Genomic DNA, 15,514 nt, shown 5'->3' on the forward strand with positions numbered 1-15,514 from the left:
GTGGTCGCAGGAAGATCATCGGGGCGACCGTCGGAACCGGATCCGCTGGACCTGCTGCCCCTGGTGTTCGCGCGACCGGGGGAGGCGCTCGAACGGGCCCGTGCGCTGCTCGAGACCGGCCCCGGGCCGTACGAGGCCTCCGTCGCGCACCAGGTGATCGGCATATGGCAGCGCGACTTCGGCGATCTCACGGCCGGGCTCGGCCATCTGCGCCGCGCGCGGCATCTCGCGGCGAGGTCCGGTTCCGCCGACCGTGAGGCCGACGTGCTCGCCACCCTCGGCGCCGCATACGTCCACGCCGGCCGTACGAGACGGGGACTGAGCACCCTGGACGAGGGGGTGGCGCGCGGGACGGGGGTCACGCTCGCCCGCGTGCTGTTCCGCCGGTCGTACGCGTCATGGGTGCTCGGCCGCCACCGCGAGGCGCTGGAGGACCTGCGGCGCGCCATCCCCATCCTGAGGCGGGCCGGCGACGTCATCTGGAGCGCCCGGGCGCTGACCCTGCGCGCCACCGTCAACCTGGCCGTGGGCGCCGCCGAGTGGGCCCAGGCCGACTTCGCCGCCGCCGAGCGCCTGTGGGACGCCACCGACCAGGAACACGACAAGGCCGTCGCCGTGGAGAACCGCGGGCTCGCGGCCTTCCGCACGGGCGACCTGCCCGCCGCGCTCGGCCACTTCGACGAGGCGGCGCGGCGCTACGCCGCACTGGGGACACCCGCGTTCGTCCTGGCGGGCTCCCGCTGCGGCGCCCTGCTCGCGGCCGGGCTCGCGCGGGAGGCGGCCCAGGAGGCCGACGCGGCGACGGAACTGCTCGACCGGCTGGGCGGTCAGACCACCCGGAGGGCCGAGCTCATGCTGGTCGCCGCGCGGGCGCTGAACGACTCAGGCGATCCCGAGGCCGCCGCGGTCAGGGCCGACGCCGCGGTGCGCTCGTTCTCCGCGCAGCGGCGCGAATGGTGGGAGGTTCACGCGCGGCTCGTGCGCGTCCAGGCCCGGCTCGCCGCCGGGCAGGCGTCGGAGCCGCTCCTGCGGGAGGCGGCCTCGGTCGCCGAGCGGCTCACCGCGCTCGGTTCGCCGGAGGCCGTACAAGGGTTCCTCCTCGCCGGCCGTACCGCCACCGCCCTCGGCCGCGGGGCCGACGCGGCCAGGCACCTCGCCGTCGCCGCGAAGGGGAGGTGGCGGGGACCGGCGTTCGCGCGGGTGGACGGCTGGGTCGCCCAGGCGCTGCTGGCCGCCGCGCCCGGTCGGAGCAGAGGGCTGCTCGACGCCTGCAGACGAGGGCTCGAACTGCTCGACGAGCACCGCATGACGCTCGGAGCGCCGGAGCTGCGGGCCCGCGTCACCGCGCGCGGAGCCGAGCTGTCCACACTCGCGCAACGGGCGACCGCGGACGACCCGCGGCGGCTTCTCGTCTGGAGCGAGCGCAGGCGCGCCGCCGCGCTCGCCGTCCCGCCCGCCCGCCCGCCGGACGACCCAGAACTGCAGCGAGACCTGACCGCCTTCCGCGAGATCTCCAGCCGGGTGGAGGCCGCCAGGTCGGACGGCAGGCCCGTGCCGTGGTTGCGCAGGGAGCAGGAGCGCCTGGAGCGGGACATCCGCGCGCGCAGCCTCCGGATGCGGAGCGAGGGAACCGCTCCCGACCACCGGATGGACGTCCGGGCGCTGCTCGGCGAACTCGGCGAGCAACGGCTCGTCGAGATCGTCGCGCTCGACGGGAGGCTGCACGTCCTGCTCTGCGGGCACGGCAGGATCCGCGGGTTCCGGGCGGGCGGGGTCGCCGACGCGGAGGCCGAGGCCGAGCACGTGCGCGCGGCCCTGCGCAGGGTCGCCTACGGGCGGGCCGGCCGGATCGCGCCGCTGAAGGAGGCCGGGCTGCGGCTCCAGGAGATCCTGCTCGGCCCCGCCGTACGGCATCTGGGGGAGGGCCCGGTCGTCATCGTGCCGCCCGGGCCGCTTCACGGCGTGCCCTGGGCGCTGCTGCCCGCCCTGCGGGACCGCGTGCTGAGCGTGTCCCCGTCCGCGGGCACGTGGCTGCGCGCCCGCGGGATCGAGCCGCGCGGCGACCGGGTGGTCCTCGTCCGCGGGCCCGGGCTCGCGACCGGCGGCGCCGAGGTGCCGGTCCTGGCGGACCTGTACGGCGAAGTGACCGTGCTGGAGAACGGAGGGGCCGGCGGCGCCGCCGTGCTGAAGGAGATCGACGGCTGTCACCTCGCCCACATCGCGGCACACGGGACCTTCCGCGCCGACAGCCCGATGTTCTCCTCGTTGCAGATGGACGACGGCCCGCTGATCGTGCACGATCTCGAACGGCTCAGGAGCGCTCCCTACCGGATCATCCTGTCGAGTTGCGACTCGGGCACGCTCGAACCGGTGGGGGCGGACGAGCTGCTCGGCCTCGCGGCGGCGCTGCTTCCGCTCGGCACCGCGGGAATCGTGGCCAGCTCCGTACCCGTGCACGACGAGGCCGTCGTCCCGCTCATGGTGGCCCTGCACCAGGCGCTGAAGAGCGGGCACGGGCTCGCCGAGGCCCTTCGTGACGCACGGGCGGCGCTGCCTTCGTCCGCGCTCCACCAGGCCACCGGGTGGTCCTTCTCCGCCATCGGCGCCGCCTGAGCGGGAGGCGACCCGCCCGGCGGCCGCGGCTCACTGGGTCGCGCAGACGGACTCCACGAAGTGCCCGACCTCTTCCTCGGGCAGGTGGCGGGCCAGATCGGCCTCAGTGATCAGGCCGACGAGCCGGTGGTCGTCGATGACCGGTAGCCGGCGGATCCGGCTGGCCTCCATCGTCTGGAGCACCTGGCTGACATCCGCGTCCGCCGGGATCGTGACCGGCTTGCCCTGTGCGAGCTGGCCGGCGGTCGTCGTCGCCGGGTCGCCGCCGACCGCGACGCACTTGGTCACGATGTCCCGATCGGTGAGGATGCCGTGCAGCCGGTCGTCGTCACCACAGATCGGCAGGGCGCCCACGTTCAGGTCGCGCATGAGCAGGGCGGCGGCCCGGAGCGTCTGGTGCTCACCGACGCATTCGACCCCAGGGTGCATGATCTCTCGCGCTGTGATCACCGGGATCTCCTCCTTCGGTCTACTTGCCCTCAGCGTCCATCTTGCGAGAGGCGCATAACCCGAGAAAGTGGCGAAAGTCCCGATCCGGAGGAGTGAGAGGTTTTATTGCCTGGCCTTGTACTGATGGGGTCACTGCCGGCGGGCTGAGCCGGGATTCAGCAGCCGTCCGCGTCGTGCCCGGCCCCCGTCTCTGTCGCGGACCCTGCCACGGTGACCGACCCGGCGGGCACGGAAGGAGCGGGCACGGTAGGAGCGGACACGGAAGGAGCGGGTGTGGTGATCGCGGCGCCGCTTTGCCGGGGAACGGCGCAGTGGCCGGGCTTCGCACGGCCCAGGGCCAGCACGTCCGGAGCGGCGTGGTCGACCTGGAGGGTGGTGTGCGCGATTCCCCATTCGTCCCGGACCAGCCGCTCGGCGGCCTGCCGGACACTGTGGCAGTCCGCTCCGGGGGCGACCAGGATGTGCGCCGACATCGCGGGATAGCCCGAGGTGACCTCCCATATGTGCAGATCGTGGACCTCCGCGACGTGCTCGAGCGCGGCGGTCCTGCGGCCGATCTCGGTTGGGTTCAGTCCCGCGGGGGCCGCCTCCATGAAGATCCGCCCCGACGCGCGGACCAGGCCCCAGCCCGCCTTCAGCATCAGTGCGGCGACGACGAGGGCGGCGATGGCGTCGGCCCCTCCCCACCCGGTGAGCCAGACGATCGCGCCCGCGGCCGTGGTGGCGATGAAGGCGTACAGGTCGTTCAGGATGTGCTGGAAGGCGCCCTCGACGTTGAGGCTGCTCCGGTCGGCCCGGTTGAGCAGCCACGTGGCGGCGAGGTTGACGGCGATCCCGGCGATGCCCGTGGCCACCACATAGGCGCCCGCGACCTCGGCGGGCGTGATCAGCCGCCGGACACCCTCGACCACGAAGTACGCCCCGAGCAGGAGCAGCGTGATGCCGTTGATCTGGGCTGAGACGATCTCGGCACGCTTGAGGCCGTACGTGAAGCCGCCCTGTGGCGGCCGGGCGGCGACGCGCATCGCGATCAGGGCGAAGACGATCGCTATGGCGTCGGTCAGCATGTGGCCCGCGTCCGAGATCAGCGCGAGGGACCGGGCGACGAAGCCGACGACCACCTCGGCGGCCATGAACGTGAGGATCACTGCGAGCGCGGCGCCCAGCAGACGCCTGTCGGCGTCGGCGGCCACCGTGTGCCCGTGCCCGTGTCCGCGCCCGTTGTCGTGGTGGTGGTCGTGCAGGGTGTCATGGTCGCTCATCCGGCCTCCCTCGTGGCCGACGTGTGAATAGCGGTCCTCCGTTCGTGGCCGAGGCCCGCTCGCGCGGCGGCGGGCGCCGGGCAGGAGCGGCGGGTCGTCCGCAGCACGTATGAACGGCTATTCACACGTGCGAGTTTAGGCCGGTCGCGGCCACTGTCAAGGAGATCGGTAGCGGGCCGGTCGCGTTCCGTGTGTCACCCCGGTGGTCCTTCAGGAGGACCAAGAACGATTGATTGATTGCTCCGATGTGTAAACGATAAGTAACTGGAGAACTACTTTCAGTAAGCATCGCAGGCCGGCTCCGCAGCACCGAGCCGACTCGCCGGGCTCCCGCTGGGGGAGGCGATGTGGTCGAAGGGAGACATCGTGGCAATCGCCAAGCGGATCGCCTCTGTGCGGTTCCTCCATGCCGCGGCCGCCCGCGGTGCGCGCAGAGACGTGTCGAAAGGCTCGGTGAGGTAGGTCATGGGCGAAGGACACGGACACGGCCATTCCGGGGTGGATGTGGCCGAGCACGGCGGCGCCGTGCGGGCGGGCGCCGACCCGCACGGGGCGACGGGCCTGCTGAGCCCGGCCGCCGTACGCAACCAGGTCTTCACGGTCGTCCGCCTGCGTGAGGGATACGACCTCGCCGAGGTGGACCGGTTCCTCGGGCAGGTCGAGACCACCCTGAGTCGCGTCCTGCGGGACAACGAGGAGCTCAGGGCGCGGCAGGACCAGGCGGAGCAGAACATCCAGCGGGCCGTGATGTCACCCGGCGACAGCGCGGTCCGCATCGTCGAGATCGCCCAGGAGGCGGCCGACCGGACCATGGCCATGGCCCAGGAGGAGGCGCACGCGATCCTGGCCAGGGCGCAGGAGCAGGCCGAGGCGGTCGAGAGCGACGCGCTCGGCCGGGCGGCGCTGCTGCAGCGGGAGGCCAGGGAGTCACACCGGGACGTGCTCGAGCGCCGGGTCGAGGGACTGCACGCCTTCGTGGCCGACCTCGGCGCGCGACTGCGGGAGATCGTGGACACCGAGATCGGCCGGCTGCACGGGCTGCTCGACGAACTTCCCGACCCCTGCGGTGCCCCGCCGATCCTCGCGCAGCACGCCGCCGCGGACGCGGACGGCGATCGTGACGGCGACACCGCGCCCCTGATGAGCGGGCTCGCCGGGGGCGAGCAGTCCCATCCGGGCACCAACGGGCGCGCCCTGGGATGACATCCACGACCGAGCGTGACGTTCCGCGACACGGCGAGCGGGACGGCGACCGGCACGGCCGTCGGGCCGAGCACACCGGGCGGGCCGATCAGGCCGATCAGGCCGGCCGGGCCGGGCCGGTCGGGCAGGACGAGCGGGACAGTGAGACCGAGCAGGACGAGCAGATCGACAGGAGATCCAAGCGATGCCGCTAACGGATTGGGTGGGCACCGCCGCGCCGGTGCTCGAGGCGATTGCGGGCAGGCGGGATTCCTGGGCAGCGGTGGCCCTGGTCTGCGCCGCGACACTGGCCGGCGCGTGGCTGGCGCGGCGCAACACCCGGCGGTTGAGTATGTGGCTGGCGGTCGCCTCGGCGATGATGCTGGTCACGGCACTGGTCGACCTGCTGCCCGACGCGTGGTCGGAAGCCGTGGAGGCCGGAGTCCCCCTCTGGACGCTCGTGCTCTCCGGGTCGTTCGGCTTTCTCGTCATCACGTACTTCACCCGACGGGGGTGCGCCTGCCCGTCCGAGGCGGCTCCGGGCGCGCTGCACGCGCCGGGACGCCATCGCCGGGTGAAGCGGGCGGTCGACGCGGCGCTGTACGGCGGCATGGGAACCGCGGCCGCGCTCACGCTCCACCGTGCGATCGAGGGGGCGACCCTCGGGCTCGCCGCGTCGGCCGTCGTGGTCGTGGCGCTGACGATCCACTCCGCCAGCGAGGGACTGGCGCTGGCCGCCCTCCTGGATCTGGCCAGACAGCGTGTGGCGCCCTGGCTGGTCGTCGCCTGCGTGAGCCCCGCGGTCGGAGTGCTGATGGCCACCGTCGCCCCGATGCCCGGGTGGCTCGTGCCGATCCTGCTGAGCATGGTCATGGGCGTGCTCCTCCGCACCGCGGTGGTGGGCATGAAGCTCGCCGCGAGAAACCAGCAGGACGGGCGGCTGTCCCGGCGTCAGCTCACGATCGCCGCCATGGCGGCCACTACCGTGGGCGTCGTCATCGTCACGGCGCACAGCCTCCACGGCGAGCAGGAGCCCGAGCAGGCGGCCCCGCTCTTCCGGCACTCCCTGGCCGGGTTCCCCGACGCGGCCGTGGCGCACGCCCACGCGGCGCCGCCCGCCCTGACGGGTGGACCTGGCACGGCGCGGACCGGGCTGCTCGACCGCGTCCCCGGCACGACGGCGCAGACCGACGCCCGTCCACTCAGTCGCACGGAGCTGCGTGAGGCCGTGACGTCGGGGAAGCTGAGCCTGGGCGACGTGCTCGAACGGCACGACCAGACCACGGGGCATGTGGCCGTCGGCCGAATCGTCCGCCTGCTGCCGGGGTATCTGCCGGAAAGGATCGACTCCCTCATCGCGTCGAGCGGCGTCGACGAGAAACGGCGCATCGCCGACCTGTCCCAAGACGAGCGCAGCAAATTGCTGGCGGTCTTCGACGGCCACTCCGGATGAGCTAACATCGTTATCATGGATGTGAAAACGCGGATACTCCAGGCCGCCGCGACTCTGCTCACCGAGTCGCCGGAGGCGGACATCTCGACCCGGGCGGTCTGCGAGGCCGCAGGGGTCGGAGCGCCGGCGCTCTACCGGCAGTTCGGCGACAAGGAGGGCCTGCTGACCGCGGTCGTCGACTACGGCTTCGAGCAGTACCTGGCGAGCAAGCGGGCGGCCCGGCCGTCGGCCGACCCCGTCCAGGACCTCCGCGACGGGTGGGACAACCATGTGGCGTTCGCGGTCGACAATCCGAACTACTACCGGCTGATGTACTCGCCGGGCCTGTCGGCCCCACCGGGCGCGGCGGCCGAGGCGCACGCGCTGCTGGTGGCGGTGCTCGAGCGCTGCGCGGCGGCCGGCAGGCTCCGGATCTCGCCGGAGGTGGCGGCCCAGATGGTGATGTCCGCCAACGCGGGAGTGGCGCTGTCCCTGGTCTCCCGCCCCGCCATCTACACCGACCCGGAGTTCTCCCGGCTGGTGCGCGACGCCGTCATCGCGTTCATCACGGTCGACGGGACCCCGGGGACCGGCGCCGGGGCGCCGGGCTCGGCATCCGGAGCGCCCAGCGTGCCGGTGACCGCGACCACCCTCAGCGCACAGTTGCGCGACTCATCCCCGGCCGACCTCACCTCCGCGGAGACCGCGCTGCTCCAGCAGTGGCTGGCCGTGCTCGGCGCGCAGTCCGAGGCGTGAGGGCGCAGGCGGGACCGGGCGGCCGAAGACCGCCCGGTCCGTCCGGTCAGGGTCGCAGCGCCGCCAGCTGCTCCTCGAACGGGACCACCGTTTCCACCGGTCTGGCCGCCGGGGCCCGGTGCAGCAGCAGGTCGGCCAGTTCCCCGGCCGCGCGGTCGATCCGGACGGCGAGGAGGTCCGTGTGGGCGTCCCCGCCGCCTCCCCAGTCCTCCGACGCGGCGTACACGGCCGTCGGCATGACGATCGCCCGCAGGTAGACGAACATCGGCCGCAGGGCGTGCTCGAGCGCGAGTGAATGTCTGGCCGTACCGCCGGTGGCCCCGATGAGGACGGGCTTGCCCGCGAGCGCGTCGTTCTCGATCACGTCGAAGAACGACTTGAAGAGCCCGCTGTAGGAGGCGGTGAAGATGGGGGTCGCCGCGATCAGGCCGTCCGCCTCCGTCACGGCCTCGATCACTTCGCGCAGCGCGGGTCCGGGGAACCCGGTCACGATGTTCTTGGCGATGTCGGTGGCCACGTCGCGCAGTTCCACCACGCGGACCTCGACCGCCCGCTCCTCGGCCAGGCGCCGCCGGGTCGCCTCGGCCAGCCGGTCGGCGAGCAGACGTGTCGACGACGGCTGGCTGATGCCGGCGGAGACGGCCACTATCTTCAGAGGCTTGTCGTTCTTCTCCATGTTCGTTCCTTCAGGGGGTCAGGATCCGGAGCCTGCGGGGACGGCTTCCTCGGCGTCGCGCCGTGCGACGAGGGACGCGTGGTTGGGGGCGTCCGGCACGTCACTCGGCCGGCCCGCGGCGAACTCCTTGCGGAGGACGGGCACGACCTCCTCGCCGAGGATGTCGAGCTGCTCCAGCACGGTCTTGAGGGGCAGGCCCGCGTGGTCCATCAGGAAGAGCTGGCGCTGGTAGTCGCCGAAATACTCCCGGAAGTTGAGGGTCCTGTCGATGACCTCCTGCGGGCTGCCCACCGTGAGGGGGGTCTGCTCGGTGAAGTCCTCCAGCGAGGGCCCGTGGCCGTAGACGGGGGCGTTGTCGAAGTAGGGGCGGAACTCGCGCACGGCGTCCTGCGAGTTCTTGCGCATGAACACCTGCCCGCCGAGGCCGACGATGGCCTGCTCGGGGGTGCCGTGCCCGTAGTGGGCGTAGCGCTCCCGGTAGAGGCGGATCATCTGCTGGGTGTGCTCCTTCGGCCAGAAGATGTTGTTGTGGAAGAAGCCGTCGCCGTAGTAGGCGGCCTGCTCCGCGATCTCCGGGCTGCGGATCGAGCCGTGCCAGACGAACGGCGGCACGCCGTCGAGCGGCCGGGGCGTCGAGGTGAAGCCCTGCAGCGGAGTGCGGAACCGTCCCTCCCAGTCGACCACGTCCTTGCGCCACAACTGGTGGAGCAGGGCGTAGTTCTCGATCGCCAGCGGGATGCCCTGGCGGATGTCCTGCCCGAACCAGGGATAGACCGGGCCGGTGTTGCCGCGGCCCATCATCAGGTCGACGCGGCCGTCGGCCAGGTGCTGCAACATGGCGAAGTCCTCGGCGATCTTCACCGGGTCGCTCGTCGTGATCAGGGTGGTCGCCGTCGAGAGGATCAGACGCTCGGTGCGCGCCGCGACGTATCCCAGCATGGTGGTCGGTGAGGACGGGACGAAGGGCGGGTTGTGATGCTCGCCGGTCGCGAAGACGTCCAGCCCCACCTCTTCCGCCTTGAGGGCGATGGCCACCATCGCCTTGATTCGCTCGTGCTCGCTCGGCGTCCTGCCCGTGGTCGGGTCAGTGGTGACGTCGCCGACGGAGAAGATTCCGAACTGCATCGTGCTCACCAGTCTCCTTTGTCGTTGAAATTTCAACCACCTAAACGCAGACGACCGGATCTTATTCCCGATCCGAGAACGCTTGAAGCGTGACCGGAGGCCTCGACGACCTCGCTGATCCTCATCGATGATGTAGCAGCCGGCGGAGAGGGGAGGCGCACCGCCCGATGCGGGACAGAGTCATGGGTGACCTGGTCAAGGGCCAGGTCTGCCTGCTGGTTGGGTTGTTGCTCTGCGTCGCGCTGATGCCCGAGGGCCTCGGGGCGAACAACGGAATGAGCTTCTACGGCGTTCACTGGGAGACGTTCCTGCCGTACGCGGCCGGGCTTCTCAGTGCGGCGTTGTTCACACGACGGGCCTTACACGACGCGGCGGCCGCCTCGCCGGCGCCAGGAAAGGTGAGGCACGCCGCCGACGCGTTCGCGGTGCTGCTCGCGGGAATCATCCTCACCCCCTACACGGTCAGCGGAGCGGTCGACTGGACGCACCGGCTACTGGGGGCGTTGCTGTTCGCCCTGCAACTGACGCTCGCCGTCCGCCTCCTCGCGTGGGCGCACGCCGACGCGTTCGGAGGCGCGTTCCTGCTGGTCCAGCTCGTGGGCGGAGTCATCGCCGCCATCTACGTGCTGCAGGACGACGGCTTCCTCCTCCAGGGCGAGGCCACGTTCCAGTTCGGCTTCGGCGCTCTGCTGATCAGGACCATTCCGCTCTTACCCGGCTCTGTGCTGTCGCCCTCGCCGTCGATCGACCCCACGCTCGGCGACCCCGCGGTCGCCTGCTGCGGCGACGGGGACGGCGGCTCGCCCGCCTGAGCCGCGGCGGCCCCGCCGAGGAAATTCGATTGTGCGGGGAACGCGTGTGGCGCTTCCATGGACACCATGATCGATCCGAGCGCGCCAGACAGGGGAGCGTGAAGGTGAACAGTGCCGGGGCGTAGTCCGAGACCGTCGTCCGCCCGGGACGGCGCGGACCGGCTGAAGCTTCATCGCAGGGTGCTGCGCGCCGACGGGCGCGACTACAACGTCATCACGCTGCGGCCCGGCGCCGGAGCCCGCTACTCCACGAACCGGTACCACGAGACCTGGCACATCCTGTCCGACGTCCACGGAGCCCGGTTGCTGGGCAGGCTGCTGTGGGGGCTCTCCTACCAGCGGGTCCCCGGCACCGTGGTCGTCATCGGCCCGCAGCATCTCGATCCCAACCCGTTCGACGCGGAACCCGCCGACCCGATCGCGCTGGTCCCCTCCCACCTGACGACGCTGACGGCCAGGGCGAGCAGGTCGCTTCGCCGCCTGCTCGCCGCGCCGGCCACGCCGGACGGCACGGTCCGCTGGCATACCTGGAGCCTCGATCCCGCCGTCGCCGAGTTGCGCGCGTGGCGCCCCGGAGCAGCCTGGCCCGCCTGGCGGCCGCCGGCCGATCCGTACGGCGTCGCGATCGACCGCATCGGCGGCCTGCTGACCCTCCGCGGGTCGCCCGCCGTGCTGCGCGAGTGGGCCGTCGACGTGGCCAGGGTCGGCGACCACCCGCACCGGGGCGTGGACTACACCTACCTCGGGAGCGGAGACGCGATCGGGTGCCGGAGCGACGGCGAGGTGCAGGTCTTCGGCGACTACCACCAGAGGGTGTCGGTCGCCCGCGTCTCCCGGCGGGAGGTGCTCGCCGGAGTCCCGGCGGGCGCCTCGGCCGATGACGTCAACCCGCGCGTCTGGGGCCACAACAAGACGGTCCGTGCTCGCCGGCTGCCCGCCGTCACGGCGTAGCGCCGCTCCTGCGGGGCGGGCGGGGCAGGAACCCGCTCGTCCTGGCCAGGTAGTCGGCGTACTCGGGGCCGCGTGAACAAGCCATCCGGCGCTCCAGGAGGGCCTTGCCGCTGCGGTTGACCAGCATGTGGGTCATGAGAAGCGGCGAGACGACCGTAAGTAGTGCGGCCCAGTGCGCGCAGGCGACGAGGAACAGGCCCCACCACACGGTCGCGTCGCCGAAGTAGTTGGGGTGGCGAGTCCATGCCCACAGGCCGCGGTCCATGACCTTCCCCCGGTTGGCGGGGTCGGCCCTGAACCGGGAGAGCTGCAGGTCGCCGATGCTCTCGAAGAGCAGGCCGACGACCCAGACGGCGACGCCGATCCAGGTGACCACCCCGAGCGGCGCCGTCTCGTACATCGCGACCTGGACCGGCAGCGACACGACCCACATGATGGAGCCCTGCGGCCAGTAGATCGTCCGGATCACGTAGGGGACGACGGGCCCGGTGTTCCTGCGCATCAGCGCGGCGTAACGAGGGTCCTCGCCCCTGCCCCGGTTCCGCGTGTGGATGTACGCCCCGAGCCGCGCCCCCCAGAGGGCGGTCAGGGCGAGCACGAGCACCCGGCGCGCGTCGAGCCCGTCCCCGAGCACCTGTGACGTCACGAAGCTCACCGCCGCGACCACCACGAAGCCGAGGCCCCAGACCGTGTCGACGACGCTCTGGGTGCCGGTACGCAGCGCGTACGCCATGGTGGCCAGCATGGTGACCACGACGGCGAGAGCCGTCACGAGCAGGTTGATCAGCAGTCCGGTCATCGGGTCATCTCCGCGGCGAAGTCCAGGAACCCGTCCCGGGCGTTGGGGTAGCGGTGAACCGGGCCCTCGCGGCTGAGGCCGAGCAGGCCGGCCAGCTCCTCGGGACCGGAGAAGGTGGCGGGCACCGTGCCCCACTCGACCGCGTCGGTGGCGCGCAGCCCGTTCCCGGCGGCGACGATCACCTCGCCGTTGAGCTCGCAGGACGGGTCGCACAGCGCCGCCACCATGGGGGCGACCGCCGCGGGGTCCATGAGATGACGATGCTCGCCCGCCATGCCGTTGTCGGTCATCTGCGTCAGGGCGTAGGGGAGGAGCACGTTGGTGTGCACGCCGCGCGGCGCGCCCTCCGCGGCGACGGTGCGGCCGAGGGCGATCACCGCTCCCTTGCTCGCGGCGTACGCGGACACCGCGGGCTCGCCGTGCAGCCCGGCGGTGGAGGCCACCATGACGATGCGGCCGTGCTGTTGCTCGCGCATGACGGCCGAGCACGCCGCGGCGACCTGGGCGGTGCCGAGGACGTTCGTCCGTATGACGGCCTCGAACGCGTCCGGCGCGGACTTGTGGAACATCGCGGGCCCGCTGACGGCCGCGCTGGTCACGCAGGCGTCGATCCGTCCCCAGGTGCCGGTGGCCAGTTCGACCAGCCGCCGCGCGGTCGCGGGGTCGGCCACGTCGCCGTGCTCGGCGACCGCCTCGCCGCCCGCGGACCGGATCTCCTCGACCACGTGGTCGGCCGGGCCGAGCCCGTTCTCGTCGACCACCCGGTTGCGGTTGTTGACGACCAGCCGCGCCCCCAGGCCCGCCAGGTGCAGGGCGAACGCCCGTCCCAGCCCGCGGCCGCCACCGGTGACGACGACGACGCGCCCGCCGAGCGGGCTCACTCGGGGATCCGCTCGATCAGCACGGCGACGCCGAGGCCTGCCGCCCCGCTGACGGCGGCGACGCCGTACCTGCCGCCCAGTCTGTCGAGCGCGTCGGCGCAGCCGCCGACCATGATGGTTCCCGTGGCGCCGAAGGCGTGACCCATGGCGATCGTCCCTCCGGCCGGGTTGAGCCGGTCGGGGCCGGGCCCGAGGTCGCGGCGCAGCCGCAGGCACAGCGCTGAGAACGCCTCGGCGAACTCGAACACGTCGATGTCGGACGGCTCCAGCTCCGCCTTGGCGATGACCTTCTCCACCGCGGTCTGCCCCGCCGTCAGCATGATGACGGGGTCGACGGCGGCCGTCGCGGACGCGATCACGCGGGCGCGCGGCCGCAGGCCGTGGCGGCGGGCCTGCTCCTCGGTGCCCAGGACGACGAGCGCCGCGCCGTCGGCGAGGGCGGGGGAGGTGCCGACCGTGTGCAGATGGCTGATCGGGCCCACCTCGGGGTGGGCGGCGACCGCGAGGCCGTCCTGGCCGGAGGCGCCCAGCTCCGCGAACGCGGGCGGCAGCGCCGCCAGGGTCTCCGCGGTGGTGCCCGGCCTGATCAGCTCGTCGCGGTCGAAGACCGTGCCGTCGGCGCGCGGCACCGGCACGACGGAGCGGGCGTAGTCGCCGCGGTCCCACGCGGCGGCGGCCTTCGTGTGGGTCTCCACCGCGTAGGCGTCGAGCTCGTCACGCCGCCAGCCGTCGATGGTGGCGTTCAGGTCGGCGGCGACGCCCATGTGGATCGAGCCGACCCGCTTGACGGTCTCCGGGTCCGACCACAGCGGGCCGCGGTCGCTGAACATCGGGACGCGGGAGACGCTCTCGACTCCCCCCGCGACGGCGAGGCCGAGGTCGCCCGCGCGGATCCGCGCGGCGGTCTGGGCGACGGCGTCGATGCCGGAGGCGCAGAAGCGGTTGACCGTGCCGCCGGGGACGCCGTCGCCCCACCCGGCGAGGAGGGTCGCGGTGCGGGCGAGGTTGGCGCCCTGCTCGTCGACCTGGGAGGCCGATCCCACCACCACGTCCTCCACGGCCGCGGGGTCGAGCCCGGTGCGCCCGACGATCGCCTGCTGCAGCGTGGCGACGAGGTCGACGGGGCTGCGGTGGTGGAGGGACCCACGGGGGGAGCCCTTGCCGCGAGGGGTCCGCACATACTCCAGCACGTAGACGTCGGACACGGTCGCGCCTCTCTGCCGCCCGAAGCTGACTCTCATAAATGTAGTGTCGGTGCCCTGGCCCGGCAAGGTCGTCTCGTTGACGGGATACTCTCATTGTTGTAGTAAGAACGGGAGAGGGCAGGGAGGTGCGGCCATGCCGGAAGCCGTGTGGATCCTCGGCGGATTCCAGACCGATTACGCGCGCAACTGGTCCCGAGCCGGTGAGGGGTTCGACCATCTCGCCGGGCAGGTGGTGCGCGGCACGCTCGAGGACGCCCGGCTCTCACCCGACGACGTCGACGTGATCCACGTGGGCAACGCCTTCGGGCAGCTGTTCACCGGTCAGGGGCAACTCGGCGGCATGCCGGCGACGGTCGTCCCCGAGCTCTGGGAGATCCCCGCGGCGCGGCACGAGGCCGCCTGCGCGTCGGGAGGCGTCGCCGTCCTCGCCGCGATGGCGGACATCGAGGCCGGTCGTTACGACTGCGCCCTCGTGCTCGGTCTCGAACTGGAGCGCACCGTCTCCGGTGACGACGCCGCCGGTCACCTCGGCGCCGCCGCCTGGGTCGGGCACGAGGGCGAGGACGTCCGGTTCATGTGGCCGTACATGTTCAGCGCCCTCGCCGACGAGTACGACCGCAGGTACGGCCTCGACGACTCCCACCTGCGCGCGGTGGCCGAGCTGAACTTCCGCAACGCCCGGGCCAACCCCAACGCGCAGACGCGGGGCTGGACCTTCACCGAGGCGAGCTTCCAGGCCGACGACACGGCCAACCCGGTCGTCGAAGGACGGCTCCGCCGTACCGACTGCAGCCAGATCACCGACGGCGGCGCCGGCGTGGTGCTCGTCGGCGAGCGGTTCCTGGCCCGCAGGCCCGATCTCGCACGCGGGCCGCTCGCCCGCGTCCTCGGATGGGGTCACCGCACGGTCGGCCTGCCCCTGGCACAGAAGCTGGCCCGCAGCGCGGGCGACCCGTACGTGCTGCCGCATGTGCGGCGTGCGGTGCTCGACGCGTTCGCCCGGGCCGGGATCGCGGACGTCGACGCACTCGACGGCATCGAGACCCATGACTGTTTCACCATGTCGGAGTACGCGGCCATCGACCATTTCGGCATCACGGGCCCGGGCGAGAGCTGGAAGGCGATCGAGGGCGGCGATCTGGAGATCGGCGGGCGCATCCCCGTGAACCCGAGCGGCGGGCTCATCGGCGGCGGCCACCCCGTCGGCGCCACCGGCGTGCGGATGGTGCTCGACGCCGCCCGTCAGGTGACCGGCCGGGCGGGCGACTACCAGGTGGAGGGGGCGCGCCGGTTCGGCACGCTCAACATCGGCGGCAGCACGACGACGACGGTCAGCTTCGTCGTCGGCGCCGACTGAGCGAGGGAGAGAC

At 72.4% G+C, this 15,514-nt stretch carries 15 protein-coding genes; 8 read left to right on the top strand and 7 right to left on the bottom strand.

What is annotated here, in order from left to right:
- On the top strand, positions 1–2,613 hold the full coding sequence (locus Pka01_RS17295; RefSeq protein WP_203883804.1) for a CHAT domain-containing protein: 2,613 nt from the start codon (positions 1–3) through the stop codon (positions 2,611–2,613).
- 30 nt (positions 2,614–2,643) lie between these two features.
- Here the strand turns inward: Pka01_RS17295 and Pka01_RS17300 are convergent, their stop codons facing one another.
- Entirely contained in the window at positions 2,644–3,063 is a 420-nt protein-coding gene (locus tag Pka01_RS17300; RefSeq protein ID WP_203883805.1) for a CBS domain-containing protein, read from the bottom strand.
- A 155-nt stretch (positions 3,064–3,218) separates the two neighbouring features.
- Complete coding sequence (locus Pka01_RS17305) at positions 3,219–4,325, bottom strand: cation diffusion facilitator family transporter (RefSeq protein WP_203883806.1); 1,107 nt, start codon at positions 4,323–4,325, stop codon at positions 3,219–3,221.
- Between the two features lie 465 nt (positions 4,326–4,790).
- Between Pka01_RS17305 and Pka01_RS17310 the strand changes: the two genes are divergently transcribed.
- The 4 genes from Pka01_RS17310 to Pka01_RS17325 are packed head-to-tail and all read left to right on the top strand — an operon-like array spanning position 4,791 to position 7,695.
- Positions 4,791–5,528: a DivIVA domain-containing protein gene (locus tag Pka01_RS17310; RefSeq protein WP_203883807.1), complete on the top strand. Its 738-nt coding sequence runs from the start codon at positions 4,791–4,793 to the stop codon at positions 5,526–5,528.
- Entirely contained in the window at positions 5,525–5,722 is a 198-nt protein-coding gene (locus Pka01_RS17315; protein WP_203883808.1) for a hypothetical protein, read from the top strand. The genes Pka01_RS17310 and Pka01_RS17315 overlap by 4 nt, the downstream gene beginning before the upstream one ends.
- Positions 5,713–6,960 carry a hypothetical protein gene (locus Pka01_RS17320; RefSeq protein WP_203883809.1) on the top strand — a complete coding sequence of 416 codons (1,248 nt, stop codon included), beginning with the start codon at positions 5,713–5,715 and terminating at the stop codon, positions 6,958–6,960. Before Pka01_RS17315 ends, Pka01_RS17320 begins: the two co-directional genes overlap by 10 nt.
- A 15-nt stretch (positions 6,961–6,975) precedes the next feature.
- Entirely contained in the window at positions 6,976–7,695 is a 720-nt protein-coding gene (locus Pka01_RS17325; protein ID WP_203883810.1) for a TetR/AcrR family transcriptional regulator, read from the top strand.
- A 46-nt stretch (positions 7,696–7,741) separates the two neighbouring features.
- Here Pka01_RS17325 and Pka01_RS17330 read toward each other — a convergent pair whose 3' ends face one another.
- The gene (locus Pka01_RS17330) at positions 7,742–8,371 is read right to left on the bottom strand and encodes an FMN reductase (RefSeq protein ID WP_203883811.1); all 630 of its coding nucleotides are present in this window, start codon (positions 8,369–8,371) and stop codon (positions 7,742–7,744) included.
- An 18-nt stretch (positions 8,372–8,389) separates the two neighbouring features.
- The gene (locus Pka01_RS17335) at positions 8,390–9,496 is read right to left on the bottom strand and encodes an LLM class flavin-dependent oxidoreductase (protein ID WP_203883958.1); all 1,107 of its coding nucleotides are present in this window, start codon (positions 9,494–9,496) and stop codon (positions 8,390–8,392) included.
- Positions 9,497–9,663: 167 nt separating this feature from the next.
- Between Pka01_RS17335 and Pka01_RS17340 the strand changes: the two genes are divergently transcribed.
- A complete protein-coding gene (locus Pka01_RS17340) occupies positions 9,664–10,308 on the top strand; it encodes a hypothetical protein (RefSeq protein WP_203883812.1) in 645 nt (214 codons plus the stop codon).
- A 111-nt stretch (positions 10,309–10,419) separates the two neighbouring features.
- Positions 10,420–11,259: a hypothetical protein gene (locus tag Pka01_RS17345; protein ID WP_203883813.1), complete on the top strand. Its 840-nt coding sequence runs from the start codon at positions 10,420–10,422 to the stop codon at positions 11,257–11,259.
- On the opposite strand, the gene Pka01_RS17350 is transcribed toward Pka01_RS17345, so the two are convergent.
- From Pka01_RS17350 to Pka01_RS17360, 3 genes are read right to left on the bottom strand one after another with little or no spacing between them, the layout of a single operon-like run.
- Positions 11,249–12,058, bottom strand: a complete 810-nt coding sequence (locus tag Pka01_RS17350; protein WP_203883814.1) for a DUF1295 domain-containing protein — start codon at positions 12,056–12,058, stop codon at positions 11,249–11,251. The two genes, Pka01_RS17345 and Pka01_RS17350, sit on opposite strands and share 11 nt — an antisense overlap.
- Entirely contained in the window at positions 12,055–12,939 is an 885-nt protein-coding gene (locus tag Pka01_RS17355; RefSeq protein ID WP_203883815.1) for an SDR family NAD(P)-dependent oxidoreductase, read from the bottom strand. The genes Pka01_RS17350 and Pka01_RS17355 overlap by 4 nt, the downstream gene beginning before the upstream one ends.
- Positions 12,936–14,180, bottom strand: coding sequence for an acetyl-CoA C-acyltransferase (locus tag Pka01_RS17360; RefSeq protein WP_203883816.1), 1,245 nt, complete (start codon positions 14,178–14,180; stop codon positions 12,936–12,938). Before Pka01_RS17360 ends, Pka01_RS17355 begins: the two co-directional genes overlap by 4 nt.
- A gap of 97 nt (positions 14,181–14,277) precedes the next feature.
- Between Pka01_RS17360 and Pka01_RS17365 the strand changes: the two genes are divergently transcribed.
- Positions 14,278–15,501, top strand: a complete 1,224-nt coding sequence (locus Pka01_RS17365) for an acetyl-CoA acetyltransferase (RefSeq protein WP_203883817.1) — start codon at positions 14,278–14,280, stop codon at positions 15,499–15,501.
- The last annotated feature ends 13 nt before the right edge of the window (positions 15,502–15,514 follow it).

Source organism: Planotetraspora kaengkrachanensis (assembly GCF_016862895.1).
In the GTDB taxonomy this organism is placed as follows: Bacteria; Actinomycetota; Actinomycetes; order Streptosporangiales; family Streptosporangiaceae; genus Planotetraspora; species Planotetraspora kaengkrachanensis.

Bases quoted from the DNA above. Each gene is read 5' to 3' on its own strand.
- Pka01_RS17360 (WP_203883816.1), bottom strand. From the start codon at position 14,180: ATGAGAGTCAGCTTCGGGCGGCAGAGAGGCGCGACCGTGTCCGACGTC.
- Pka01_RS17335 (WP_203883958.1), bottom strand. From the start codon at position 9,496: ATGCAGTTCGGAATCTTCTCCGTCGGCGACGTCACCACTGACCCGACC.
- Pka01_RS17310 (WP_203883807.1), top strand. From the start codon at position 4,791: ATGGGCGAAGGACACGGACACGGCCATTCCGGGGTGGATGTGGCCGAG.
- Pka01_RS17315 (WP_203883808.1), top strand. From the start codon at position 5,525: ATGACATCCACGACCGAGCGTGACGTTCCGCGACACGGCGAGCGGGAC.
- Pka01_RS17325 (WP_203883810.1), top strand. From the start codon at position 6,976: ATGGATGTGAAAACGCGGATACTCCAGGCCGCCGCGACTCTGCTCACC.
- Pka01_RS17320 (WP_203883809.1), top strand. From the start codon at position 5,713: ATGCCGCTAACGGATTGGGTGGGCACCGCCGCGCCGGTGCTCGAGGCG.
- Pka01_RS17365 (WP_203883817.1), top strand. From the start codon at position 14,278: ATGCCGGAAGCCGTGTGGATCCTCGGCGGATTCCAGACCGATTACGCG.
- Pka01_RS17305 (WP_203883806.1), bottom strand. From the start codon at position 4,325: ATGAGCGACCATGACACCCTGCACGACCACCACCACGACAACGGGCGC.
- Pka01_RS17340 (WP_203883812.1), top strand. From the start codon at position 9,664: ATGCGGGACAGAGTCATGGGTGACCTGGTCAAGGGCCAGGTCTGCCTG.
- Pka01_RS17330 (WP_203883811.1), bottom strand. From the start codon at position 8,371: ATGGAGAAGAACGACAAGCCTCTGAAGATAGTGGCCGTCTCCGCCGGC.
- Pka01_RS17350 (WP_203883814.1), bottom strand. From the start codon at position 12,058: ATGACCGGACTGCTGATCAACCTGCTCGTGACGGCTCTCGCCGTCGTG.